The sequence below is a fragment of the Ruixingdingia sedimenti genome (genome assembly GCF_031432425.1).
Classification (GTDB): Bacteria; Pseudomonadota; Alphaproteobacteria; order Rhodobacterales; family Rhodobacteraceae; genus Ruixingdingia; species Ruixingdingia sedimenti.
This window is the reverse complement of the sequence record NZ_JAVKPH010000006.1, coordinates 135133-158683: the sequence shown is the minus strand read 5'-3', so window position 1 is coordinate 158683 and position 23551 is coordinate 135133. Positions and strand designations below refer to the sequence as shown.

The 23551-nt window shown below is 70.7% G+C and carries 22 protein-coding genes and 1 riboswitch; of the genes, 14 read left to right on the top strand and 8 right to left on the bottom strand.

The genetic code is table 11. The annotated features are described in order from the left end of the window. The first annotated feature begins 134 nt into the window (after positions 1-134). The 6 genes from rpiA (at position 135) to RGD00_RS07825 (ending at position 6225) form a co-directional block, all read left to right on the top strand. Complete coding sequence (rpiA, locus tag RGD00_RS07850) at positions 135-923, top strand: ribose-5-phosphate isomerase RpiA (protein WP_310456757.1); 789 nt, start codon at positions 135-137, stop codon at positions 921-923. A gap of 4 nt (positions 924-927) precedes the next feature. Next, a complete protein-coding gene (gene gor / locus RGD00_RS07845; protein WP_310456756.1) occupies positions 928-2286 on the top strand; it encodes a glutathione-disulfide reductase in 1359 nt (452 codons plus the stop codon). A gap of 61 nt (positions 2287-2347) precedes the next feature. Continuing rightward, positions 2348-3529 (top strand): FtsH protease activity modulator HflK, encoded by a 1182-nt coding sequence (hflK, locus tag RGD00_RS07840; protein WP_310456755.1) that lies wholly within the window; start codon positions 2348-2350, stop codon positions 3527-3529. Continuing rightward, positions 3529-4401: a protease modulator HflC gene (gene hflC / locus RGD00_RS07835; protein WP_310456754.1), complete on the top strand. Its 873-nt coding sequence runs from the start codon at positions 3529-3531 to the stop codon at positions 4399-4401. Before hflK ends, hflC begins: the two co-directional genes overlap by 1 nt. After that, positions 4398-4589, top strand: coding sequence for a DUF2065 domain-containing protein (locus tag RGD00_RS07830; protein WP_310456753.1), 192 nt, complete (start codon positions 4398-4400; stop codon positions 4587-4589). Before hflC ends, RGD00_RS07830 begins: the two co-directional genes overlap by 4 nt. A 160-nt stretch (positions 4590-4749) precedes the next feature. Then, entirely contained in the window at positions 4750-6225 is a 1476-nt protein-coding gene (locus tag RGD00_RS07825; protein WP_310456752.1) for a DegQ family serine endoprotease, read from the top strand. Between the two features lie 51 nt (positions 6226-6276). Here RGD00_RS07825 and RGD00_RS07820 read toward each other — a convergent pair whose 3' ends face one another. Next, positions 6277-6774 (bottom strand): peptidoglycan-binding domain-containing protein, encoded by a 498-nt coding sequence (locus tag RGD00_RS07820; protein WP_310456751.1) that lies wholly within the window; start codon positions 6772-6774, stop codon positions 6277-6279. Between the two features lie 172 nt (positions 6775-6946). On the opposite strand from RGD00_RS07820, the gene RGD00_RS07815 reads away from it, so the two are divergent. Continuing rightward, entirely contained in the window at positions 6947-7270 is a 324-nt protein-coding gene (locus tag RGD00_RS07815) for a 2Fe-2S iron-sulfur cluster-binding protein (protein ID WP_310456750.1), read from the top strand. Between the two features lie 191 nt (positions 7271-7461). Here the strand turns inward: RGD00_RS07815 and purD are convergent, their stop codons facing one another. Next, the gene (purD, locus tag RGD00_RS07810; protein WP_310456749.1) at positions 7462-8724 is read right to left on the bottom strand and encodes a phosphoribosylamine--glycine ligase; all 1263 of its coding nucleotides are present in this window, start codon (positions 8722-8724) and stop codon (positions 7462-7464) included. A gap of 70 nt (positions 8725-8794) precedes the next feature. Here purD and xseA point away from each other — a divergent pair, with 70 nt between their 5' ends. Continuing rightward, positions 8795-10351 (top strand): exodeoxyribonuclease VII large subunit, encoded by a 1557-nt coding sequence (gene xseA, locus RGD00_RS07805; RefSeq protein WP_310456748.1) that lies wholly within the window; start codon positions 8795-8797, stop codon positions 10349-10351. Positions 10352-10519: 168 nt separating this feature from the next. On the opposite strand, the gene RGD00_RS07800 is transcribed toward xseA, so the two are convergent. Next, on the bottom strand, positions 10520-10918 hold the full coding sequence (locus tag RGD00_RS07800; RefSeq protein ID WP_310456747.1) for a hypothetical protein: 399 nt from the start codon (positions 10916-10918) through the stop codon (positions 10520-10522). A gap of 52 nt (positions 10919-10970) precedes the next feature. Beyond that, complete coding sequence (locus tag RGD00_RS07795; RefSeq protein ID WP_310456746.1) at positions 10971-11990, bottom strand: alkane 1-monooxygenase; 1020 nt, start codon at positions 11988-11990, stop codon at positions 10971-10973. Positions 11991-12163: 173 nt separating this feature from the next. Here RGD00_RS07795 and ftsY point away from each other — a divergent pair, with 173 nt between their 5' ends. Both ftsY and RGD00_RS07785 read left to right on the top strand, forming a co-directional pair. Then, a complete protein-coding gene (gene ftsY, locus RGD00_RS07790; protein WP_310456745.1) occupies positions 12164-13174 on the top strand; it encodes a signal recognition particle-docking protein FtsY in 1011 nt (336 codons plus the stop codon). Positions 13175-13179: 5 nt separating this feature from the next. Beyond that, positions 13180-13785, top strand: a complete 606-nt coding sequence (locus RGD00_RS07785) for an inner membrane-spanning protein YciB (protein ID WP_310456744.1) — start codon at positions 13180-13182, stop codon at positions 13783-13785. Between the two features lie 319 nt (positions 13786-14104). Here RGD00_RS07785 and RGD00_RS07780 read toward each other — a convergent pair whose 3' ends face one another. Together RGD00_RS07780 and RGD00_RS07775 are read right to left on the bottom strand one after the other, a co-directional pair. Next, the gene (locus RGD00_RS07780; protein WP_310456743.1) at positions 14105-14809 is read right to left on the bottom strand and encodes a glutathione S-transferase N-terminal domain-containing protein; all 705 of its coding nucleotides are present in this window, start codon (positions 14807-14809) and stop codon (positions 14105-14107) included. A gap of 57 nt (positions 14810-14866) precedes the next feature. Beyond that, on the bottom strand, positions 14867-15820 hold the full coding sequence (locus RGD00_RS07775) for an alpha/beta hydrolase (RefSeq protein ID WP_310456742.1): 954 nt from the start codon (positions 15818-15820) through the stop codon (positions 14867-14869). A gap of 60 nt (positions 15821-15880) precedes the next feature. On the opposite strand from RGD00_RS07775, the gene RGD00_RS07770 reads away from it, so the two are divergent. After that, positions 15881-16252, top strand: a complete 372-nt coding sequence (locus RGD00_RS07770; RefSeq protein ID WP_310456741.1) for a DUF4440 domain-containing protein — start codon at positions 15881-15883, stop codon at positions 16250-16252. A 32-nt stretch (positions 16253-16284) separates the two neighbouring features. Continuing rightward, positions 16285-16364, top strand: a riboswitch (SAM riboswitch). A 48-nt stretch (positions 16365-16412) separates the two neighbouring features. Then, positions 16413-17597, top strand: a complete 1185-nt coding sequence (gene metZ / locus RGD00_RS07765) for an O-succinylhomoserine sulfhydrylase (protein ID WP_310456740.1) — start codon at positions 16413-16415, stop codon at positions 17595-17597. Positions 17598-17814: 217 nt separating this feature from the next. Here the strand turns inward: metZ and RGD00_RS07760 are convergent, their stop codons facing one another. After that, positions 17815-18435: a glutathione S-transferase family protein gene (locus RGD00_RS07760; protein ID WP_310456739.1), complete on the bottom strand. Its 621-nt coding sequence runs from the start codon at positions 18433-18435 to the stop codon at positions 17815-17817. Between the two features lie 160 nt (positions 18436-18595). Here RGD00_RS07760 and folE2 point away from each other — a divergent pair, with 160 nt between their 5' ends. Further along, entirely contained in the window at positions 18596-19687 is a 1092-nt protein-coding gene (gene folE2 / locus RGD00_RS07755) for a GTP cyclohydrolase FolE2 (RefSeq protein WP_310456738.1), read from the top strand. A 225-nt stretch (positions 19688-19912) separates the two neighbouring features. Further along, a complete protein-coding gene (locus tag RGD00_RS07750; RefSeq protein WP_310456737.1) occupies positions 19913-21358 on the top strand; it encodes a TrkH family potassium uptake protein in 1446 nt (481 codons plus the stop codon). A 297-nt stretch (positions 21359-21655) separates the two neighbouring features. Here RGD00_RS07750 and RGD00_RS07745 read toward each other — a convergent pair whose 3' ends face one another. Continuing rightward, positions 21656-23410: a serine protease gene (locus RGD00_RS07745; protein ID WP_310456736.1), complete on the bottom strand. Its 1755-nt coding sequence runs from the start codon at positions 23408-23410 to the stop codon at positions 21656-21658. Between the last annotated feature and the right edge of the window lie 141 nt (positions 23411-23551).

Genomic DNA, 23551 nt, shown 5'->3' with positions numbered 1-23551 from the left:
ATGACCCTGCTATTGCTTGCGGCGCTGTTTGCCCTGCCCCGCCCCCTTGCCGCCCTGCGCCTGCGGGGCGATTCCCCCTCGCGCCCCGGCGGGGCTTTCCCTATAACCTTGCCAGACCCCGACCGGAGGAGCCCATGGCCGCTGACCTTTCCCCCATCGACAAGGCGAAGTTCGTAGCCGCGAAACGCGCTGTCGAGTTCATCGAGGACGGCATGCGCGTCGGGCTCGGCACCGGGTCGACCGCGGCGTGGATGGTGCGCTGCCTTGCCGAACGCATGCGCGAGGAAGGTTTGCGCGTCACCGGCGTGCCGACATCCAGCCGCACGGCGGGGCTGGCGCGGCAGTTGGGCATCCCGATCACCAGCCTGGACGAGGCGCGCTGGCTCGACCTGACCATCGACGGGGCAGACGAATTCGACCACGACCTCGCGCTGATCAAGGGCGGCGGCGGGGCGCTGTTGCAGGAAAAGATCGTCGCCACCGCATCGGACCGGATGATCGTCATCGCCGACACGGCGAAAGAGGTGGCGCAGCTTGGCGGCTTTCCCCTGCCGCTGGAGGTGATCCCCTTCGGCTGGCAGACCACCAAGGCGCTGATCGAGGAAACGCTGGTCAGCCTCGAGGTTCTGGGCCGCGACGTGACGCTGCGCATGAACGGCGAACGGCCCTTCGTCACCGACGAGGGCAATTATATCGTCGACCTGCATCTGGGCCGGATCGGCAACCCGCGGCAATTGTCGCTGGTGGTCAACCAGATCCCGGGCGTGGTGGAAAACGGGCTTTTCATCGACATCTGCGACATCGTGGTGATCGGCCATGGCGACGGCCGGGTCGAGGTGCGCGACATCAACGCCGGCACGGTGGAACAGGACCGGGTGGAATTCGCCGATACCGACAACATCTTCGCCGATCTCGGGGACTGAGCGGATGACGTTCGACTATGACCTTTTCGTCATCGGCGGCGGATCGGGCGGGGTGCGCGCGGCGCGCATCGCGGCCGCAGAGGGCGGCGCGCGCGTGGGCCTGGCCGAGGAATACCGCATGGGCGGCACCTGCGTGATCCGCGGCTGCGTGCCGAAAAAGCTGATGGTCTATGCATCGGCCTATCCCGGCCAGATCGCGGATGCGCGCGCCTATGGCTGGCAGGCGCAGGCGGGCGGGTTCGACTGGGGCCATTTCCGCACCGCGCTGGCGGCGGAACTGACGCGGCTGGAAAACGCCTATCGGGGCACGCTGAAAAACGCGGGCGTCACCACCCACGACAGCCGCGCGGTGGTGGAGGATGCGCATACCGTGCGGCTGGCGGACGGCACGGCCCTGACCGCCAAACATATCCTGATCGCCACCGGCGGGCGGCCCTTCGTGCCCGACATCCCGGGGGCGGATCTGGCCGTCACCTCGAACGAGATCTTCTCGCTGCCCGCCCTGCCCGACCGTGCGCTGATCGTCGGCGGGGGCTTCATCGCGTCGGAATTCGCCTGCATCCTCAACGGACTGGGGGTTCAGACCACGCAATACTACCGGGGCGAAGAAATCCTGCGCGGCTTCGACGACGAGGCGCGCCGCCATGTCGCCGACGCCATGCGCGCGAACGGCGTGGCGATCCGCTGCAACACCGATGTGGAACGGCTGGAAAAGACCCCGCAGGGCATCCGCGCCGTGGCGACGGACGGCACGGCGGACGTGTACGGCCTCGTTCTCTACGCCACCGGGCGACGGCCGAATTCGGCGGGCCTCGGGCTGGAACGGCTGGGGGTCGAGATCGGCGCGAAAGGCGAGATCGTCGTGGACGGCTACAGCCAGACCGCCGTGCCCTCGATCTATGCCGTGGGCGACGTGACCGACCGCATCAACCTGACCCCCGTGGCGATCCGCGAGGGGCAGGCGTTTTCCGAAACGGTGTTCAAGGGCAGGCCCACGCAGGCGGATCACGACATCGTGCCCTCGGCGGTGTTCACGCAACCCGAACTCGGCACCATCGGGATGACCGAGGAAGCCGCGCGCGACCATGGGCCCGCCGAGGTCTATACCGCCACCTTCCGCCCGATGCAGACGCTGTTCGCCGGGCGGCAGGACAGGGTGCTGATGAAACTGATCGTCGCGAAGGACTCGCGCCGGGTGCTCGGCTGCCATATCGTCGGCCCGGGCGCGGGCGAGATGATCCAGCTGGCGGCGGTGGCGATCCGCATGGGCGCCACCAAAGAGGATTTCGACCGAACCGTGGCGGTGCATCCCACCATCGCGGAAGAACTGGTGACAATGAAAACCCCCGTGCGTGGCTGGTAATGCTTGATTTCCGCCCGGAAATCACCAGTTAGCGACAAGGAAAACGACAAGGGATAGGTTAATGGCGGGAACAGGCGGACCCTGGGGTGGAGGTTCGGGCGGCGGCGGCAACGACGACCGCGGCGGCAATCGCGGACCGGGGGGCGGCGGGCGCCGCCCGGAAGGGCCACAGATCCCCGAGATCGACGAGTTGATGAAGAAGGGCCAGGAACAGCTGCGCGTGCTGATGGGCGGGCGCGGCAACGGCGGCGGGCGCGGCACGGGCAACGGCGGGGGCGGGCCCTCGCCCATCTTCACCCGCCAGGGGCTGGTGCTGGGCGCGCTGGCGGTGGCGGTGCTGTGGGGCTTCATGTCCTTCTACACCGTCAAGCCCGAGGAACGTTCGGTCGAACTGTTCCTGGGCGAGTTTTCCGGCATCGGCAACCCGGGCCTGAACTTCGCCCCCTGGCCGCTGGTCACTGCCGAAATCGTGCAGGTGACGGGCGAACGGAACACCGACATCGGCACCGGCCGCAACGGCCCGCAGGACACCGGGCTGATGCTGACGCGCGACCAGAACATCGTGGATATAGAATTCCAGGTGGTCTGGAACATCGCCGACCCCGACAAATTCCTGTTCAACCTTGCCGATCCGGTCGACACGATCCGCGCGGTGGCGGAATCGGCGATGCGCGACATCATCGCGCGCTCCGAACTGGCCCCCGTGCTGAACCGCGACCGCGGCGTCATCGCGGCCGACCTGCGCACGGCGATCCAGTCCACGCTCGACAGCTATCAGTCGGGGATCAACGTGGTCCGTATCAACCTCGACCGCGCCGACCCGCCGCGCGAGGTCATCGACAGCTTCCGCGAGGTGCAGGCGGCGCAGCAGGAACGCGACCGGCTGGAAAAAGAGGCCGACGCCTATGCCAACCGCGTCACCGCCGGCGCCCGCGGCGAGGCCGCGCGGCTGCTGGAACAGTCCGAAGCCTACCGGGCAGAGGTCGTGAACGCGGCCCAGGGCGAGGCGAGCCGCTTCCTTGCCGTCTATGAGGAATATGTGAAGGCCCCCGACGTCACCCGGCGGCGGATGTATCTGGAAACGATGGAGGATGTTCTGGGCGGCATGAACAAGGTCATCCTCGACGGCGTTTCGGGCCAGGCGGGCGGTTCGGGCGTGGTGCCCTATCTGCCGCTGAACGAATTGACGCGCGGCCAGACCGGGAGCCAGACGGGCGGCCAGACCAGCAGGGGGACCAACTGATGAAACGCAGTGCGATCATCCTGCCCGTCCTCGCCATCGTCATCGCCGGTGTGCTGTCGTCGATCTTCATCGTGGACGAACGCGAAAAGGCGCTGGTGCTGCAATTCGGCCAGGTGAAACAGGTCAAGGAAGAACCGGGGCTCGGCTTCAAGATCCCGCTCATCCAGGAAGTCGTCACCTATGACGGCCGGATCTTGGGGCTCTTCACCCAGCCGGCCGAGATCACGCCGCTCGACGACCGCCGGCTTGTCGTCGATGCCTTCGCGCGCTGGCGCATCGCCAATCTGGTGGAGTTCCGCGAGGCCGTGGGCGCACAGGGCATCAGTGCCGCGCAGATCCGGCTGGAACGCATCCTGAACGCCGCCATCCGCGAGATCCTCGGCGGCGTGCCCTCGAACGCGGTGCTGTCCGAGGACCGGACGGGGCTGATGAACCGCATCCGCGACATCGCCCGGCGCGAGGCGGCGGCGCTCGGCGTCGAGGTCATCGACGTGCGGCTGACCCGCACCGACCTGCCCGACCAGAACCTTGCCGCGACCTTCGCCCGCATGCGCGCCGAACGCGAACGCGAGGCGGCGGACGAAATCGCCCGCGGCGGCGAGGCCGCGCAGCGCGTGCGCGCGGCGGCCGACCGGACGGTGGTGGAACTGACCTCGGACGCCCGCCGGCAGGCAGAGGTGATCCGCGGCGAGGCCGATGCCGAACGCAACCGGATCTATGCCGAAGCCTTCGGCCGCGACCCGGAATTCTTCGCCTTCACCCGCTCGCTGACCTCGTATCAGCGCGCACTCAAGGGCGAGAATTCGTCGATCGTGCTGCAACCCGACAGCACCTTCTTCGACTACCTGCGCAGCGACGGCAGCGGGGAATGAGCCTGCTGGCGCTGGCGATCGGGCTGGTGCTGGTGATCGAGGGGCTGGCCTTCGCGTTGGCGCCCTCGCGGCTGGAAGATGTGGTGGCGGTGATCGCGCGCATGCCGCGCGACCGCCGCCGCGCCATCGGCCTTGCGATGCTGGCCGCGGGCGTGGTGCTGGTCTGGCTGGCCCGCGGCGCGGTCTGACCCGCCCGCACCCCCGGGCCCCGCACACGAACTCATCCGCGCGCATCACATCCCTTTGAGACTTCGTTGCGCCGTTTGCATTGTGCCGCCGCCTTGCCCATTGTCTGGGCATCATCCGGGCCTGCCGCTTGCGGGCCGACCTACCGATGGAGGGATTTCCATGCAGTCAAGGGCACTCACCCTGACCGGCCGCGCCGGCCCCGGCACGGCAGAGGCCGCGCGCTGGTTCTGGGGCCTGCTGCTTGCGCTGGCGCTGGTGCTGACGCAGGCGGTGGCCGCCGCCGCGCGGCCCGACAGTTTCGCCGACCTCGCCGACAAGGTAAGCCCGGCGGTGGTGAACATCACGACCTCCACCACCATCCCCGCGCGCACCGACGAAAGCCCGCTGGTGCCCGAGGGATCGCCCTTCGAGGACCTGTTCCGCGACTTCCTCGACCGCAACAACCGGGGCGAACCGGCCCCGCGCCGCGGGCAGGCGCTCGGCTCGGGGTTCGTGATTTCCGAGGACGGGTTCATCGTCACCAACAACCACGTCATCGAGGGCGCCGACGAGATCGAGGTGGAATTCTTCGGCGGCAACCGGCTCAAGGCCAAGGTGGTCGGCACCGATCCCAAGACCGATATCGCGCTGCTGAAGGTCGAAAGCGAAACCCCGCTGGCGCATGTGCCCTTCGGCGACAGCAACGCCGCGCGCGTGGGCGACTGGGTGATGGCGATGGGCAACCCGCTCGGCCAGGGGTTCTCGGTCTCTGCCGGGATCGTGTCGGCGCGGGGGCGGACGCTTTCGGGCACCTATGACGACTATCTGCAAACCGACGCGGCGATCAACCGCGGCAATTCCGGCGGCCCCTTGTTCAACATGGACGGGCAGGTCGTGGGCGTGAACACCGCGATCCTGTCGCCCAACGGCGGCTCCATCGGGATCGGTTTCGCGATGGCCTCGAACGTGGTGTCCAAGGTGGTCGCGCAGCTGCGCGACTTCGGCGAAACGCGGCGCGGCTGGCTTGGCGTGCGTATCCAGGACGTGACCCCGGACGTGGCCGAGGCGATGGGCCTGCCCGCCGCCAAGGGCGCGCTGGTCACCGACGTGCCTACGGGCCCCGCCGCCGAGGCGGGCATGCAGGCGGGCGATGTGATCATCAGCTTCGACGGCGCCGATGTGGCCGACACGCGCGAACTGGTGCGCCGCGTCGCGGATGCAGAGGTGGGCAAGGGCGTGCGCGTCGTGGTCCTGCGCGAGGGCAAGACCACCACCCTGACCGTGACCCTCGGCCGGCGCGAGACGGCAGAGGGCGAATCCGACACCGCCCCCGGCGCCGCGCCGGATGCAGCACCTTCCGAACAGTCGCTTCTGGGGCTGACGGTGCGCCGGCTGGCGGCAGAGGATCTGGAACAGCTCGGCCTTGCCGCGGGCACCGAAGGGCTGCTGGTGACCGGGGTCGACGAAAGCGCCGAGGCCTATGCCAAGGGCCTGCGCCCGGGCGACGTGATCACCGAGGTGGCGCAGCAGAAGGTGGCGACGCCCGCCGACCTCAAGGCCCGCATCGACGAGGCGAAGGAAGAGGGGCGCAAGTCGCTGCTGCTTCTGGTGCGGCGCGGGGGCGACCCGCGGTTCATGGCGCTGTCGGTGGAATGACCGCCCTCCGGGCCTGAGCGATGCGAAGGGGCGCCCCGCCGGGCGCCCCTTTCATTTGAACCCGCCCGGCACGATCCCCAGAACCCGCGCGCCTTCCAGCGACATCTCGTCGCTGTCGAGCCCGCGCGCCGCCTGCCAGCGGCGGATCGCGGCGCGGGTTTCGCCGTCCATCACCCCCGTCACCGGCGCGGCATAGACCCCGCGCGCCTTCAGCGCCCGTTGCAGCGTGGCGGTGAAATCCGGCGTGCCCGCGCCCTGCGCCGGGCAGACCACGCGGAACCAGACCTCGCGCCGGGGGCGGACCATGCGCTGGTGCGTCTCGGTCCGCACGCTGGCGGGGGCGCCGTTCGCGGCGGGGACGACCACCTGTTCCGTCACGGTCTCGAAAAGGGCGGGCAGCACCTCGGCATGCCAGCATTCGCCCGGCGCGGGCTCGGGCGCGGCGGTGGCCAGCGCGGCGGCCAGCGTGCCGTCCCCCGGCGGCGGAACCGCGGGCGTACAGCCCGCCAGCGCCAGCGCGCCCACCATGATGATGCGAAGCGGGATCATCCTGCCCTTGGTCCTGCCCTGGATCCGGCCCCGGGGGGCCGGGCGCCACCATAACCGCAGCCGCGGCGCGGCGAAACCCCGCCCGCCCGGCACTGGCGAATCCGGCCCCGGTGGCGTATGCCGGGCCCGGAACGGCAAGGCAACACCGACAAGGCAACCCGGGCAGGCAGTCATGGCGAAAATCACCTATATCGAACACAACGGACGCCGGCATGAAATCGAGGTGCCGAACGGCATGACCGCGATGGAGGGCGCGCGCGACAACGGCGTGCCGGGGATCGAGGCCGATTGCGGCGGCGCCTGCGCCTGTTCCACCTGCCACGCCTATGTCGCGCCCGAATGGCTCGACCGCCTGCCGCCGGCGGATGCGATGGAGGCCGACATGCTGGATTTCGCCTGGCAGCCGGACCCGAAACACTCGCGCCTGACGTGCCAGATCAAGGTGACGGAGGCGCTGGACGGGCTGGTGCTGCACCTGCCCGAACGCCAGATCTGATCGCAGCGCCCCACCCCGGCCGCTGGCCCGATGGAGGACGCAGCGGCCTCCGGCGGGGATATTTATGGACAGAAAATGAACAGGTCACGCCCCCCGGTGAGGGCGCGCGTGGCTTCATCTTGCCCTGAAATACTCCCGCCGGAGGCCCCTGCCCTCGCCCCCGGGCCAGCGGCAGGGCAAGAGCCCGGCGATCAGAGCGCGCGCCAGCCGATGTCGCGGCGGCAGAAGCCTTCGGGCCAGTCGATCCGGTCCACCATCGCATAGGCGCGGGCCTGCGCCTCGGCCAGCGTGGCGCCCCGCGCGGTGACGTTCAGCACCCGCCCGCCATTGGCCACCACCTGCCCGTCGCGCGCCGCGGTGCCGGCGTGGAAGACCATGTTGGCGCTGTCCGCCGGCAGCGCATCCAGCCCCCGGATCACCGAGCCCCTGGCGTAATCCCCCGGATAACCCTGCGCCGCCATCACCACCGTCAGCGCGTGGTCGTCGGCCCAGTTCACCCCCGCGCCCGCCAACCGCCCCTCGGCACAGGCGAGCAGCAGGTCCAGCGCCTGTGCGCCGAGCCGCATCATCAGCACCTGACATTCCGGGTCGCCGAAGCGGACGTTGTATTCCACCAGCCGCGCGCGGCCCCCCTCGATCATCAGCCCGGCATAGAGGACACCGCAATAGGGCGTGCCGCGCCGCGCCATTTCGGCCACGGTGGGCTTGACGATGTCTTCCAGCGCCTGCCGGGCGATGGCATCGGTCAGCACCGGCGCGGGGGAATAGGCGCCCATGCCCCCCGTGTTCGGCCCGGTATCACCGTCGCCCACGCGCTTGTGGTCCTGCGCCGTGCCCACGGGCAGGACCGAGGTGCCGTCGCAGAGGACGAAAAAGCTCGCCTCCTCGCCGGCCATGAATTCCTCGATCACCACCTCGGCGCCGGCGGCCCCGAAGGCGCCCCCGAACATCTCGTCCACCGCGTCCAGCGCCTCGGCCTCGGTCATCGCCACGATCACGCCCTTGCCCGCGGCAAGGCCATCGGCCTTGACCACGATCGGCGCGCCCTTTTCGCGGATATAGGCCCGCGCGGGTTCGGCGGCGTCGAACCGGGCCCAGGCGGCGGTCGGCGCGCCGCAGGCGTCGCAGATTTCCTTGGTGAAGGCTTTCGACGCCTCCAGCCGCGCCGCCGCGGCGGACGGCCCGAAGGCCAGCACCCCCGCCGCCGCCAGCGCATCGGCCACACCCGCGGCCAGGGGCGCCTCGGGCCCGATCACGACGAAATCCACCGCCTCGGCCTCGCAGAAGGCCACCACCGCCGCGGGATCGAGCACATCCAGCGCCGCGCATTCGGCCAGCAGCGCAATCCCCGCATTGCCGGGCGCGACGATCAGCCGGTCGCATTTCGGGTTCTGCCGGATCGCCCAGGCCAGCGCATGTTCGCGCCCGCCGCCGCCCAGTATCAGGATGTTCATCGCCGCCCCCGCTTGGCCTCGCCTCGCCCGCGTTCTAAGGTCACTCCCGCCGGATCACAAGCGAGCGTCCATGTCCGACCTGTTCGAAGACCCCCGCCCGGGCAATGCCCCCGAATATACCGTGTCGGAACTGTCCGGCGCGGTGAAACGGGTGATCGAGGGCGAATTCGGCCGCATCCGCGTGCGCGGCGAGGTGGGGCGCGTCAGCCGCCCGGCGTCGGGGCATCTTTACTTCGACCTCAAGGATTCCGGCGCCGTCATCGCCGCGATCACCTGGAAGGGGCAGGCCGCGCGGTTGCAGATCCGCCCCGAGGAAGGGATGGAGGTGATCGCGACCGGCCGCATGACCACCTTCCCGGGCCAGTCGAAATACCAGCTGATCGTGGACGATCTTGCGCCCGCGGGGCTCGGCGCGCTGATGGCGATGCTGGAAAAGCGCCGCGCCGCGCTGGCCGCCGAAGGGCTGTTCGATCCGGCGCGCAAGAAGCCGATCCCGTTCCTGCCGCAGGTGATCGGGGTCGTCACCTCGCCCTCGGGCGCCGTCATCCGCGACATCCTGCACCGGCTGGCGGACCGCTTTCCCCGCCATGTGCTGATCTGGCCGGTGGCGGTGCAGGGCGAGAAATGCGCGGCAGAGGTCGCGGCCGCCATCCGCGGCTTCAACGCCATTGCGCCCGGCGGGCCGGTGCCGCGGCCCGATGTGCTGATCGTGGCGCGCGGCGGCGGGTCGATCGAGGATCTGTGGGGCTTCAACGAGGAAGCGGTGGTGCGCGCCGCCGCCGAAAGCCGCATCCCGCTGATTTCCGCCGTGGGGCATGAAACCGACACGACGCTGATCGACCATGCCGCCGACCGCCGCGCGCCGACGCCCACGGCGGCGGCGGAAATGGCGGTGCCGGTGCGGATGGACCTGCTGGCGCAGGCCGATACGCTTGGCGCGCGGCTGTTGCGGGCGCTGGTGCAGGGGCTGGCGCAGCGGCGGCAGCGGGCGGGCGATCTGGCGCGCGCCCTGCCCCGGGCCGAACGGCTGACCGAACCGGCGCGCCAGCGGCTCGATCTTTGGGGCGAACGGCTGCCGGCGGCGCTGGCGGCCCCTGTGGCGAAGAAACGCGCGCGGCTGACGGAACTGGCGGCGGCGATCCGGCCGCGGCTTCTGGCGCAGACGCTGGATCAGGCCGGGCGCCGGGGCCTTGAGACCGGGGCGCGGCTCGCCCGCGCGGCGGACCAGCGGGTGGAACGCCAGCGGCTGGCGCTGGCGGGCCTTTCCGACCGGCTGGCGGCGACGCTCGCCAGCCACGGCCACCGCACGGCGCAACAGCGCGGCGCGCTGACCGGCCTCGCCACCCGGCTGGACGCCGCGCCCCCCGCCCGCCTCGCCGCGCTGCGCGAACGGCTGGAGGCGCGCGACCGCCTGCGCCAGACGCTCGGCTATGCCGAAACCCTGCGGCGCGGCTATGCGGTGGTGCGCGGCGACGGCGCGGTCGTCACCAGCCGCGCGGCGGCCGAGGCGGCCGGCGCGCTGGAGATCGAGTTCCACGACGGCCGCCTGCCCCTCGGCCCCCCCGCCCGCCCGGCGGCGCGCAAGCCGAAGGGCGGCCCGCCCCCGGCGCAGGGCGATCTGTTCTGACGCCATGCCCGGGCCTGCGGATAGCACCGGGGCGCTGCCCCGGACCCCGGGATATTTAAAGACAGAAAATGAACAAGGAGGTCCACAAGACCCGGCCTTCCTCACTTTCTGTCCTTAAATATCCCCGCCGGAGGCTCCCGCACTCTCAACCGGGCCACACAGCGGGCGTTACACCCCGACCTGCGGGCCGGGGCAGGCAAGCGGGCCGTCGATGTCGCCGACCTCTGTCAGGGGCTGGGTGCCTCCGCCCTCGAACACCGCCGTCAGCCCGCCGGGGCGGTCGAAGAACTGCCAGCATTGCGGCGTGGGGTCGGTGTCGTAGACAAAGCAGATCCGGGCCGGGGCGGCTTCGTACCAGCGGCCATACTGGCAGGGTTGCCCGGCGAAGGCCCAGACCACGCGGCGCCCGGGCAGGTATTGTTCGGCCCCGTAGGCCATGCCGTCCTGCGCATAGGCGAGTGTGCGGCCCGTCACCCGCGCCTCGAAGGCCGGTCCGTCCAGCGGGGTTTCGGCCCCGGCGGGGACAGCCAGCCCCAGAAGGGCAAGGATCGGGGCCAAGGGTTTCATCGCGTCACCTCCGTCGGGCGGCAGGCTGCCAGAAACCGCGGCGCCGGGCCATTCACGGCTGCGGCACCGCGCGCGCGAGCCGGTCGAGCCGCCGGTCCATCAGCCGGAACCAGACCGGCGGCGCCAGCGCCAGCACCGCCATCACCGGCAGGCCGTGGGGCAGCACCGCCGCGCCCGCGGGCAGGCGCAGCGCGGGATAGGGGCGCGCGGGATGGGCGTGGTGGTCGGCATGGCGCGGCGCGTTCAGCATCAGCGCCGCGGTGAAGGGGGGCCGCGCGTCCCAGCTGTGGCCGGGCCCCACGGGCTCGAACCGCCCCGAGGGCAGCAGTGCGCGGCGCAGCCCGTAGTGCTGGACGTAATCCGACAGCAGCAGTTGCGCCTGCGCATAGGCCGCCAGCGCCAGATAGACCAGCAGGCCCCGCCAGCCGAAGGCCCAGGCGATCCCCGCGACCCACAGCGCCGCGCCCCCGAGGTAGACCGCATAGGGATGCAGCCCCCGCCCCTTGCGCAGCGCGCTTTCCGCCGCCCGTCCGGCGCGGAACTCCGCCGGCCAGGCGCGGGCCGCGAAGGCGTAGAAGCTTTCGCCCCGCCGGGCGCTATTGGGGTCGGCATCCGTCGCCACATGGCGGTGGTGCACCAGCCGGTGGGCCGAGACGTGCTGGCCGTAAAGCAGCGAGACATAGACCGCCACCCCGAGCCGGTAGAGCCGCCGGTCGCTCCGGTGGATCAGTTCGTGCGCGTTCGAATTCGACACCTGCCCGAACCACAGCCCCGCCCCCGCCGCCAGCGCCACCCGCGCCGCGCCCGACAACCCGCTGTCGCCCGCCACAGCCCAGACCACGGCGGGCACCAGCGCCAGATGGGCCAGCGCCAGCACCGCCGACAGCGCGTCGGCGGCCGGAAACTCCGCCCCCTCCGGCGCCTCGGGCAGGGCGCGGGCGATCAGGCGGTCCAGCGTGAAGGACAGCACCGTCATGTAGACCAGCGCCCCCGCCGCCCATGGCCCGCCGAAGAGGATGCCGAGCCCCAGCAACACCACCGGCGCCAGCGTCGCGGCGGCGAAGGCGCGCATCGCAGCGGGCGGAGCGCCGGAGGGGGCGGGAATCGGGGCAGGGCGGCTCATGGCGCCAGAATAGCCGCCCCCGGCGCCGAAATCACCGCCCCGCACCTGCGGCGAATGGGGGCGGGGCTTTCATCCGGGGCGTACATGCATTAGCTGAAAGCTGTGGCCAGCGCGGGGTGGGGATGTCCTTCTTCAAGAAGCTCAAGGATCGGATGTTCAAATCCTCGTCGAAGATCGGCGAGGGGCTGGACGATCTGGTGGCCGAGGCCCCGGCGGATGCCCCCGTGGCAGAGGCCCCCGCCGCGCCCGCGCCCGGCGGCATGCTGTCGCGCCTGATCGGGCGCGAGGAAAGCCGCCGCGTGCTGGACGACGCGATGCTGGAGGAGCTGGAGGACCTGCTGATCCGCGCCGACATGGGCGTGGAAACCGCCGCCCGCGTCACCGCCAATATCGCCGAGGGCCGGTTCGGCCGCCGCGTCAGCGCACGGGAAATCCGCGCCGCGCTGGCGGCAGAGATCGCCCGCATCATGGACCCCGTGGCCCGGCCGCTGCCGCTTTACGCGAAAAAGCCGCAGGTGGTGCTGGTGGTGGGCGTCAACGGATCGGGCAAGACGACGACGATCGGCAAGCTCGCCAGCCAGTTCCGCGCCGCCGGCAAGTCGGTGGTGATCGCCGCCGGCGACACCTTCCGCGCCGCGGCGGTGGAACAGTTGCAGGTCTGGGGCCAGCGCGCGGGCGTGCCGGTGCTGACCGCCCCCGAGGGGTCCGACCCCGCGAGCCTTGCCTATGACGCACTGGCCAAGGCGCAGGCCGAGGGCGCGGACCTGCTGATGATCGACACTGCGGGCCGGTTGCAGAACCGCGCCGACCTGATGGAGGAACTGGCCAAGATCGTCCGCGTGCTGCGCAAGCGCGACGCGACCGCGCCGCACAACACCCTGCTGGTGCTGGACGCCACCACCGGCCAGAACGCGCTCAGCCAGGTGGAGATCTTCCGCAAGATCGCGGATGTGTCGGGCCTGGTGATGACCAAACTCGACGGCACGGCACGGGGCGGCGTGCTGGTGGCGCTGGCCGACCGCTTCGGCCTGCCGATCCACGCCATCGGCGTGGGCGAACAGATCGACGACCTGCAACCCTTCGACCCCGAGGATTTCGCCCGCGCGCTGGTGGGCGAGACGGAAGAGGCATGACCGGCATGGCGGAAAGACCCGTGAAACCCTGGGTGAAGATGGCGCTGGAACTGGGCCCGGTGGCGGCGTTTTTCGCCGGCTACCTGCGGCTGCGGGATCAGGTCTTCACCATCGGCGGCACCGAATACGACGGCTTCATCGTGGTGACGGCGGCCTTCATTCCGCTGATGGTGGCCTGCACCGGGGTGCTGTGGGCGCTGACGGGGCGGCTGAGCCGGATGCAGGTGGCGACCGTGGTGCTGGTGGTGGTGTTCGGCGGCATGTCGGTCTGGCTGAACGACGAACGCTTCTTCAAGATGAAGCCCACGATCATCTATGCGCTCTTCGCCGGGGTGCTGGGTCTGGGGCTGATGCGCGGGCAGTCCTATCTGGCGTCGCTGATGGGGGAAATGCTGCCGCTGCGCCCCGAAGGCTGGATGATCCTGACCCGGCGGCTGGCGCTGTTCTTCGCCGGGCTCGCGGTGGCGAACGAGGCGGTGTGGCGGCTGATGTCGACCGACGCCTGGGTGAATTTCAAGACCTTCGGGCTGACGGCGGCGCTGTTCGGTTTCTTCATGGCGCAGGGCGGGCTTCTGCGCCGCTACGGGATGGAACGCGACGGCGACGCCTGAAGGGGCGGCCCCGGCCGACACCGCCCGCGCCTTCCGCCCGGCGTCCGGCCCGGCGGAAAGGGCGGGGGCCTCCGGCGGGGATATTTAGGTCCAGCCTGAAGATGCGGCGCGTTCCCGAAACGGCGGTGCGGCTTCACCTTTTCCCAAATACTCCCGCGCGGAGCGCCCCCGGCACGAACGCCGGGCCGGCGGCCGACAGGGAGGACCGGGGCCGGAAAACCGGGCCACGCCGCTTCATCTTGCCGTAAATACTCCCGCCGGAGGCGCCCGCCCCCTCCACCAGCCCGGAAGCCGGGCAAAGAGGGCCGCCCCGGCATCCTCACTTCTGCCGGAACAACACCTTCTGTTCCGCGCTGCTCATCGCGCCCTGGCGGCGGCGGTCCTCTGCCACCGCCTTACCGCGCCGGAACCCCGGGCGGGCGGCCAGCGCGTCGAGCCAGCGGGCGAGGTCGGGCTTGTCATCCAGCACCTGCTGCTGGCGTTCCCACAACATCGCCCAGGGCCAGATCGCCATGTCGGCGATCGACAGGAAGTCGCCCGCCACGAATTCCGCCTTCGCCAGTTGCCGGTCCAGCACGCCGTAAAGCCGCGCGACCTCGCGCCGGTAGCGGTCCTGCGCATAGGGCAGCACCTGGGGCGGGTCCATTTCCGGCGCATAGGTCAGGAAATGGTGCGCCTGCCCCGCCATCGGGCCGACGCCGCCCATCTGCCACATCAGCCACTGGTCCACCGCGATCCGGTCGCGTTCCGTCGCGCCGTAGAACTGCCCCGTCTTGCGGGCGAGGTATTGCAGAATCGCGCCGGATTCGAAGATCGACACCGGCGCGCCGCCGGGGCCTTCGGGGTCCACGATGGCGGGCATGCGGTTGTTGGGGGATATCGCCAGGAAATCGGGCGCGAACTGTTCGCCCGCACCGATGTTCACCAGATGCACCGCATAGGGCAGGCCCATTTCCTCCAGCGCGATGGTGATCTTCCAGCCGTTCGGCGTGGGCCAGTAGTAAAGATCGATGGGGGTCGTCATGGCATGTCCTCCGGTTCGCGGCGTCAGGGTGCACCCGGCGGCCGGGGGGTGCAAGGCTCAGGCACGCGAAAACGCGCCCATCCCGCCGCCCAGACCCGGCAGCCGCCAGCGCGGCGGGCGAGGGGCGGCTGCGGGCAGCGCGTCGCGCAGCGCGCCGGGACCAAGGCGGCCGGCGATCAGCGCGCCCTGAAGGGCCAGCGCCCCGGGGCGGGTATAGCTGCTGTGGTGGCAGATGCGCGCGGCGCGCGGGCCCACCGGATGGCCGAGCCGCGCCAGCGCCGCCAGCACCGCGGGATCGTCGAGCCGCAGGTCGATCCACCCCGGATGCCGCACCGGCGCCAGCCCGATCGGCGCGGCCCCCATCAGCAGGCCGAAGCCGCGCTCGAACAGCGCGTTTTCCGCGCTGGTGACATGGATCACCGGCAGGCCCCGCGCGGCGGGTGCGGCCAGCGCCGCCGCCCCGGGCCCGGCCAGTTCCGCGGGCGCCAGAAGGATCGCCAGATCCGCCGCGCCCGCGGGCAGCGCGGCCAGCGCCGACAGCACCACCCGCGCGCCCAGGCTGTGGCCCATCAGCGCGATCCGCTGCCCGGGCGCCACCGTCCGCAGATGGGCGACCAGATCCGCCAGCGCCTGCCCCGCCGCCCCCGCCCGGCCATAGGCCGCATGCAGCCCGCCGCGCGCCTGCCAGCCGAAACAGACCGCCAGCCCGCCCTGCCCCGCCAGCCCCAGGCCCCGCGGCCAGCTGGCCGCCCCTTCGGGCGCGAGGATGTCGTCATGCGGGCAGTCCCGCGGGTGGCCGGGCGCATAGCGGTAGCCATGCACCAGCACCGCCACCGGCGCACCCCCCGGCAGGCCCGCCAGCGCCGGGGCCAAGGCCGCCAGCCCCTGCGGACCCCCCTCCCCCGCCGTGATCCGCACCACCGCCATGCCCACCCCCGGAGCCGCCTCTTTCTGCGCCGCAGCATCCTCGATCCGCGCAACAGGGCGATGACATGGGGGTGGCAAGGCCATGACGGGCTTGGCTTTCCCGCCGCCCCGCCGCATCCTGCCGTCAGAAGGACGGAGACCCCGATGGCACTGCGCGACGAGTTGCTGGAGATGGAACGCCGCGTCTGGCACGCGATGGCCGCAGGCGATGCCGCGGCGGATGCGGCGCTGCTGGCGCCCGGGTTCCTCGGCCTGTCGCCTGCGGGCTTTGCCGGGCGCGAGGCGCATGCCGCGGCCCTGGCCCGGGGCCCTGCCGTCACCGCCTGGCGGATCGAGGCCCCGCAGGCGATGGACCTTGGCCCCGCGCTCGGCCTGCTGGCCTATCGCGCGGTGTTCACCCGGCCCGGGCAGGCGGCCGAAGAGGCGATGTATGTCGCCTCGCTCTGGCAGCGGCAGGGGGCGGGGTGGGTCAACCTCTACAGCCAGGACACGCCCGAGGGCGCCGCCCTGCCCTGACCCCGGTTGACCTTGGCCCGCGTCAGGCGTATCGCGCAAAGGGTGGTGCTTTGTTTCCGGATTGCGGGCCACGTAAAACAAGCCGCTAAAGAGGAGCCCCGGCCAGCCCAGCCCCGGCGCCTCGGATGCGTCCGGGGCTTTTGCGTGGAAGGACACCGCGATGACGAAAGACTGGAAGACGCGCACGAAACTGGTCCACGAAGGCGTCCGCCGCAGCCAGTACGGCGAGATGGCCGAGGCGATCTTTCTGACGCAGGGCTTCGCCTACCCTTCCGCCGAGGCCGCCGAGGCGCGCTTCATCAAGGCGGGAGAGGATGAATTCATCTACGCCCGCTACGGCAACCCCACCGTGCGCATGTTCGAGGACCGCATCGCCGCGCTGGAGGGCACCGAGGATGCCTTCGCCGCCGCATCCGGCATGGCGGCGGTGAACGGCGCGCTGGTGTCGATGCTGCGCGCGGGGGACCATGTGGTGTCGGCGCGTGCGCTCTTCGGGTCGTGTCTTTATATCCTCGAAGAGGTGCTTGGCCGCTACGGGGTCGAGGTGACGTTCGTCGACGGCACCGATCTGGACCAGTGGCGCGCCGCGGTGCGGCCCGGCGTGACCAAGGCGGTGTTTTTCGAGACCATCTCCAACCCCACGCTGGAGGTGATCGACATCCGCGCGGTGGCCGACATCGCCCATGCGGCGGGCGCGCTGGTCGTCGCCGACAACGTATTCGCGACGCCGGTCTATTCGCGCGCGGCGGAACTCGGGGCGGATGTGGTGGTCTATTCCACCACCAAACATATCGACGGCCAGGGCCGCGCGCTCGGCGGCGTGATCTGCGGACGGCGCGAGTTCATCCGCAAGACGGTCGAAACCTACATGAAGCACACCGGCGGCGCGATGAGCCCGTTCAACGCCTGGGTGATGCTGAACGGCATGGTGACGCTCGACCTGCGCTGCCGGGCGATGTCGGACAGCGCCGCGCGCATCGCCGCCGCGCTGGACGGCGACAGGCGGCTGTCGCGCGTGATCTATCCGCACCTGCCCGGCCACCCGCAACATGCGCTGGCGCGCGAACAGATGGAGGAAGGCGGCACCATCGTCACCTTCGACATCGCCGCGGGCAAAGAGGCCGCCTTCCGTTTCATGAACGCGCTGAAGATCGTGCTGATTTCCAACAACCTCGGCGATGCGAAGTCGATCGCCACCCATCCGGCGACCACCACCCATCAGCGCCTGCCCGACGACCAGAAGGCCCGGCTCGGCATCACGCCGGGGCTGATCCGGCTGTCGGTGGGGCTGGAGGATGCGGGCGACCTGATCGCGGACCTGCGGCAGGCGCTGGACAGGATCTGACCGTTCCGCGCGGTGGCGAGGGCGGCGCCGGGGGCCAGCCCCGCGCCTTCTGGTTCTCGAACCAGTGGCGCTACCCGTCGGCGCCCCCGGAGTATTTGGGGCAAGATGAAGCCCGACACCCTTCCTCAAGCGGAAGAAGCCCTGTTCATTTTCTGTCCTTAAATATCCCCGCCGGAGGCCGCTGCGCCCTCCACCCGCACCAACGCCGGGAATGGGCTCAGGCCGGGAACCATGCTTCGGGCGGGCGGTATTCGGGCAGCGCGCGCATGCGGGCAAGCCAGTCGGCCATGCGGGGGCCGGGGGTGACGCCGGCGCGGTCGTGCCATTGCGCATAGCCGAAGACGGCGCAATCGGCGATGCCGGGGGCGGCGCCGGCAAGGAAGGGGGCGGCGCCGATCAGGCGTTCGAACCGCGCGGCATCGACCGCGTGGCGGGCGCGCAGCCAGTCCACCGCGCCGGGCGGGAAGGGGCCGGCGCCGGGGCGGCGCGATTCGATCAGTTGCGGCAGGCACATGCCGATGCGGTTCGCTTCCCAGAACAGGATCTCGCGCTGGCGGATCATGCCCTGCGCATCCGCGCCCCCGAGGCGGCCGGTGCGGGTCGCGATCTCGTGCAGGATCGACGCCGATTGCACCAGCGCCGCGCCCCCGGTCACGAGGCAGGGCACTTCGGCAAAGGGGCTGGCGGCGCGGAATTCGGCGGGCCGGGTTTCGGGCGGGGCCCAGATGTCCACCCGCACCCTGCGGTGCGGGACCCCTGCCAGCGCCAGCGCGAAGGCGGCCTTGCAGGCATGTCCCGAATCGGGGTGACCGTAAAGCACGGCATCTTGCAGCATCATGGCCTCGCAACCGGCAGGGTTTTGGGCCAGATGGCGCCGCCGGGGCCGCCGCGTCAAGGATTCGCCCCGGCCCGGCCCGCGACCGGCGCTAACGGCTTGGATCCCGGCGGCAGAAAGCCTAAATCTGACTCTGCCGCTCAGCACAGGAAGGAGAGGCGCGATGAACCTCCATATCCCCCAGATCGACCGCCATCCCGAACGGGAGGACCTGCGCGCCGCGCTGGCGCTGTTGCGGGACTGGGCCGGGCGCGCCTCGGATCAGGAGATCGCGGCGCTCGACCCCGCACTGGGCAACCTGCGGGCCGGTCAGGGCTATCCGGTGCTCAGCCGCGACTATCCCGAGGGGTTTCGCGCCGATGCCGCCTACAAGGCCGGCCTGCCCGACCTGCAGAACGGCCCCGCCAGCCTGATCGTGGGCGAAAAGGCGGTGATCCAGCATGTGGGCATTTCCAACTTCCGCCTGCCGATCCGCTATCGCACCCGCGACAATGGCGAGATCACGCTGGAAACCTCCGTCACCGGCACGGTCAGCCTGGAGGCGGAAAAGAAGGGCATCAACATGAGCCGCATCATGCGGTCCTTCTATGCCCATGCCGAACGCGATTTCAGCTTCGAGGTGATCGAGCACGCGCTGAACGACTACAAGCGCGATCTGGACAGTTTCGACGCCCGCATCCAGATGCGGTTTTCCTTTCCGATGAAGGTGGGCTCGCTGCGGTCGGGCCTGTCGGGGTGGCAGTATTACGACATCGCGCTGGAATTGGTCGAGGTCGCGGGGGTGCGGCGCAAGATCATGCATCTGGACTATGTGTATTCCAGCACCTGCCCCTGTTCGCTGGAACTGTCGGAACATGCGCGCCGGGTACGGGGGCAGCTGGCCACGCCGCATTCGCAGCGGTCGGTGGCGCGGATCTCGGTCGAGCTGGTCGGGCAGGACTGCCTGTGGTTCGAGGATCTGGTGGAACTCTGCCGGGCCGCGGTGCCGACGGAAACGCAGGTGATGGTCAAGCGCGAGGACGAACAGGCCTTTGCCGAACTGAACGCCGCCAACCCGATCTTCGTCGAGGATGCGGCGCGGTCGTTCTGCGCGGTGCTGAAGGCGGATGCGCGGATCGGCGATTTCCGCGTGGTCGCCAGCCATCAGGAAAGCCTGCACAGCCATGACGCGATCAGCCTGCTGACCGAGGGCCCGCTGTTCGCCGCCGACAGCATCGACCCGCGGCTCTTCGCCTCGCTGGTGCATCCGGGGTAGGGGCGGGCAGGCCGGGGCGGGCCCCGGCATGCATTGCTGCATCCTTTGGCCCCTGCGGCAAACGCGGTTTGCCGTAAGGCGCGCCTTGGTCTTTCACCGTGACCAAAATATCCCCGCCGGAGGCTGCTGCGGCCCCCACCGGCACCGCCGCCGGGCAGGAGCGGCCGGCATGGCCCCCTTCGGCCACCGTTGACAGGCGCGGGGCGGCGGGGGATGGCTTGGCGCATGATCGACCTGCGCCCCGTCGGATATGTCATCGGCCTGCTGATCGCCACCCTGGGGGCGGCGATGCTGTTTCCGATGGCGCTGGATCTGGCCACCGGCAACGGGCACTGGCAGGCTTTCCTGCAATCCGCCGTCATCACCATACTGGCGGGCGCGCTGCTGGCGCTGGCCTGCGCCAATGCGGCGCGCAGCCTGACGGTGCGGCAGGCCTTCGTGCTGACCACCGGGGTCTGGGTCATGCTGCCCCTTTTCGGCAGCCTGCCCTTCATGCTGGGGGAACCGGGCGCAAACCTGACGGATGCGGTGTTCGAGGCGATGTCGGGCATGACCACCACCGGCGCCACGGTTTTCGTCGGGCTCGACGCCCTGCCGCAGGGCACCAACCTGTGGCGGGGGATCCTGCAATGGCTCGGCGGGCTCGGCATCGTCATCGTGGCGCTGATCTTTTTGCCGGTGATGAAGGTGGGCGGGATGCAGTTCTTCCGCTCGGAAGGGTTCGACACCATGGGCAAGATCCTGCCCCGGGCGCTCGACATTTCCGCCGCGCTGATCCGCATCTACATCGGGCTGACGCTGGCCTGCGTGGTCAGTTTCCTCGCGCTCGGCCTGTCGGGATTCGATGCGGTGGTGCATGCGCTGGCCACCGTTTCGACCGGGGGGTTTTCGTCCTACGACGCCTCTTTCGCCGCGTTCGCGGGGCCGGCGGAATATGCGGCGGCGGTGTTCATGGTGCTGGCGAGCCTGCCGTTCATCCGTTTCGTCCAGTTGACGCAGGGGTCGTGGCTGCCGTTCTGGCGCGACCCGCAGGTGCGGGCCTATCTGCGCTGGACGGGATATGTGGTGGCGATGATCGTGGCCTATCGGGTGCTGGTGCTGGGTGCCGCGCCGCTGACCGCGCTGCGCGAGGTGCTGTTCAACACCGTCTCGATCTGGAGCGGGACGGGTTTCCTGTCCGCCGATGTGCTGGGCTGGGGGCCCTTCGCCTTCGTGCTGCTGATGATCGCGGGTTTCATCGGGGGGTGCACGTCATCGACCGGCTGTTCGGTCAAGGTGTTCCGCTATCTGATCGTGTTCGAGGCGGTAAAGACCCAGATCCGCCGCCTGCTGTCGCCCCATGCGGTGCAGCCGGTGCGCTATGACGGCCGGCCGGTGGATGCGGATATCGTGAATTCGGTCATCGTGTTCTTCACGCTGTTCGTGCTGAGCTTCGGCGTGCTGGCGGTGGCGCTGTCGATGACCGGGTTGCAGACGCGCACGGCGCTGACTGCGGCCTGGACCTCGATCGCCAATATCGGCCCGGCTTGGGGTGCGGCGGTGGGGCAGACCGGGGCGCTGCACCAGTTTCCCGATGCGGCGAAATGGCTGATGATCGCGGGGATGCTGGTGGGGCGGCTGGAACTGCTGTCGGTCTATGTGCTGTTCACGGCGCGGTTCTGGGGCCGGTAGGGGGATAAAGACCGGTCCCTCCGCTCTGACTGGCGAAGGCGCGTGCCTTCGCCACATCCTGCGCGTGAAGTTGCCCCGGCCGGGGGCCCCAAGCCCCCGGCCAGCGCCCGCCCCGCCCATGGCGGGCGCTTCTCGCCCGCCGGGGCAGGCGCTGGCCTACCCGGTATTCCCGACATCACCGCCCCTAGGGGCACCGTCGCGCGAACGGGCGGGGGAAACGCGGTGCGTTTCCCGATCCCGCCCGGCCCGGCGGCGGCACGATGCCATCCACCAAGCCTTCCCGGAACCGCGCGCCCATCACTCCCAGCAGGAAACCATCACCGCCATCTGCCCGCCGATGGCGGCCAGATCCTCGGGCGCCAGCGCGCCTTGCCGGGTGGCCTCGGCAGGCGCGATGCCGGCGGCGCGCAGCGCCTCGGCGATCGCGGGGGCGGGGGCGATGAAGGCGACCTCGGGCGGCAGCACGCGGCCGTCCGTCGCCGCGGGGGCGGGGCGCAGCAGGCCGATCACCGCGCCGCCCGCATCCAGCACCGCGCCGCCCGCGTCGCCCTCCATCGGGTTCAGCGACAGGCGGGCGAGGCCGGGTTCGCCGGTCAGGCCCTTGTCGTCCTCGAACCGGCCGAAGGTCATCGTGGGCTGCGCCAGCGCCGTGCCGAAGGAAAAGCCCGCCACCATCACCTCTGCCCCCGGGCGCGGCAGGGCGGGCGCGAAACGCGCATGGGCCTGCGGGGCCAGCGTCGCGCGCGGCCGCAGCACCGCGATGCCGAGCGTGGCGTCTGCCAGCGTCACCTGCGCCTCCTGCCCGCCGTCCAGCGTGATGCGCCCGCAGCCCGCGACCGTTTCCACCGCCGTCAGCACCGTGCCCGCACCGTCGACATAGAAGCCCGACCGCGCATGCACCGGCCGGCGCGCCTCCAGCCCCGCGACCATGCCGGCGCGGTGATCCTCCGACAGCGGGATCGAGGTGGGGTCGAGCGCGCGGGTGCCCGCGGATTTGAAACTGGTCTTCATCGCCTCCAGCACCGGCTGCATGCGCGCGCCGTCCTCGGGCCGCCAGACCAGTATGAAGCCCTTGATCAGCCCGCCCGACAGTTCGGCATAGCTGTAGCTGGCCACCTGCATGTCCAGCGCCGAGATCTCGAAATTGCGCGCCCGGCGTTCGCGCGGCCCCGAGGGCGGCACGATTTCCAGCGTCTGGAGCATGTCGTAAAGCCCGAACAGCGCCGCCTGATCGCCCGGCTGGCTGATCAGCAGCACGCGCACGCCGCTGTCGTTGCGGGGGATGTAATGGGCGAAGGGGGCGGCGTGGCGGTCGAATTCCACCAGCCCCATCGGCAGGTCGATGGTGATGCCGGCGGGTTCGTCGGTCACGCTCTGCAACCCCAGTTCCGCCTGCACCGCGCGCCAGTCGCCGACCAGCCCGGCATGCTGCGCCGTCGTCAGCACGCCCGTCGGGTCCTGCCCCGCCGCCTGCTGCCATGCGGAAATCGCCGCCCGCGTGCCCGGGCCGAAGGCGCCGTCGATGGCCGCGTCGTAAAAGCCGAACCAGCGCAGGGCGGACTGGATGTCCTGCCGTTCCCCGCGCGTGAGCCGCGCCTCTGCCGCGCGGGACTGGGCGAGCGTTTCCCGCGGTTCCGCCACCGGGGCGGGCGGTTCCTGCGGCGCCGTCACGGCGGGGGCGGGTTCGGGTTCCGGGGTCACGGGAATGATGGCCGGGGCCACCGCACCCTCGGGCGGCCAGAAGCGTGCGCGGAAATTGCCGCCGTCGGCCACGAAACTGTCGCGCGGCACCATCCGGTCGCGCAGCAGCGCCGTGAGCCGGACCTGCGCGCCCTCGCGGTCATGCGGCCCCAGGACGATCGCATACCAGCCCGAGGACAGCGCGAAGCCCATCACATCCTCGAACGCGCCCGAATAGGCGGCGGCGCGTTCCTCGGCCTCGCGCAGGGTGGGCTGCGCCTCGATCTGCAACCAGAACCGTTCCTGCGCCCGCGCCGCCCCGCCAGCGGCCACCGCCAGCACCACCGCGATCAGCAAGGCCAATCTTTTCATTCCGTCGTCCCCTATCCCGGGCCCCTGTTTCTTCGGCACGCCGGGCCAAACCCCGCCCGGCAGCGGCGCGACCCTAGCAGAGCGCGCGGCGGATGCACGTCGAATCCGCGCCCCGCAGACAGCGTGCCCCGCATTGACCGC

Coding starts and splice junctions, on each gene's coding strand:
- RGD00_RS07760 (WP_310456739.1), bottom strand. CDS start 18,435: ATGATGCTGCAAGATGCCGTGCTTTACGGTCACCCCGATTCGGGACAT.
- purD (WP_310456749.1), bottom strand. CDS start 8,724: ATGAACATCCTGATACTGGGCGGCGGCGGGCGCGAACATGCGCTGGCC.
- folE2 (WP_310456738.1), top strand. CDS start 18,596: ATGAACCTCCATATCCCCCAGATCGACCGCCATCCCGAACGGGAGGAC.
- RGD00_RS07815 (WP_310456750.1), top strand. CDS start 6,947: ATGGCGAAAATCACCTATATCGAACACAACGGACGCCGGCATGAAATC.
- RGD00_RS07745 (WP_310456736.1), bottom strand. CDS start 23,410: ATGAAAAGATTGGCCTTGCTGATCGCGGTGGTGCTGGCGGTGGCCGCT.
- hflC (WP_310456754.1), top strand. CDS start 3,529: ATGAAACGCAGTGCGATCATCCTGCCCGTCCTCGCCATCGTCATCGCC.
- RGD00_RS07750 (WP_310456737.1), top strand. CDS start 19,913: ATGATCGACCTGCGCCCCGTCGGATATGTCATCGGCCTGCTGATCGCC.
- RGD00_RS07830 (WP_310456753.1), top strand. CDS start 4,398: ATGAGCCTGCTGGCGCTGGCGATCGGGCTGGTGCTGGTGATCGAGGGG.
- gor (WP_310456756.1), top strand. CDS start 928: ATGACGTTCGACTATGACCTTTTCGTCATCGGCGGCGGATCGGGCGGG.
- ftsY (WP_310456745.1), top strand. CDS start 12,164: ATGTCCTTCTTCAAGAAGCTCAAGGATCGGATGTTCAAATCCTCGTCG.
- RGD00_RS07775 (WP_310456742.1), bottom strand. CDS start 15,820: ATGGCCTTGCCACCCCCATGTCATCGCCCTGTTGCGCGGATCGAGGAT.
- RGD00_RS07795 (WP_310456746.1), bottom strand. CDS start 11,990: ATGCGCGCCTTCGCCGCCGCGACGCTGGCGCCGGTGGTGTTGCTGGGG.
- RGD00_RS07785 (WP_310456744.1), top strand. CDS start 13,180: ATGGCGGAAAGACCCGTGAAACCCTGGGTGAAGATGGCGCTGGAACTG.
- RGD00_RS07800 (WP_310456747.1), bottom strand. CDS start 10,918: ATGAAACCCTTGGCCCCGATCCTTGCCCTTCTGGGGCTGGCTGTCCCC.
- RGD00_RS07820 (WP_310456751.1), bottom strand. CDS start 6,774: ATGATCCCGCTTCGCATCATCATGGTGGGCGCGCTGGCGCTGGCGGGC.
- RGD00_RS07780 (WP_310456743.1), bottom strand. CDS start 14,809: ATGACGACCCCCATCGATCTTTACTACTGGCCCACGCCGAACGGCTGG.
- RGD00_RS07770 (WP_310456741.1), top strand. CDS start 15,881: ATGGCACTGCGCGACGAGTTGCTGGAGATGGAACGCCGCGTCTGGCAC.
- xseA (WP_310456748.1), top strand. CDS start 8,795: ATGTCCGACCTGTTCGAAGACCCCCGCCCGGGCAATGCCCCCGAATAT.
- RGD00_RS07825 (WP_310456752.1), top strand. CDS start 4,750: ATGCAGTCAAGGGCACTCACCCTGACCGGCCGCGCCGGCCCCGGCACG.
- metZ (WP_310456740.1), top strand. CDS start 16,413: ATGACGAAAGACTGGAAGACGCGCACGAAACTGGTCCACGAAGGCGTC.
- hflK (WP_310456755.1), top strand. CDS start 2,348: ATGGCGGGAACAGGCGGACCCTGGGGTGGAGGTTCGGGCGGCGGCGGC.
- rpiA (WP_310456757.1), top strand. CDS start 135: ATGGCCGCTGACCTTTCCCCCATCGACAAGGCGAAGTTCGTAGCCGCG.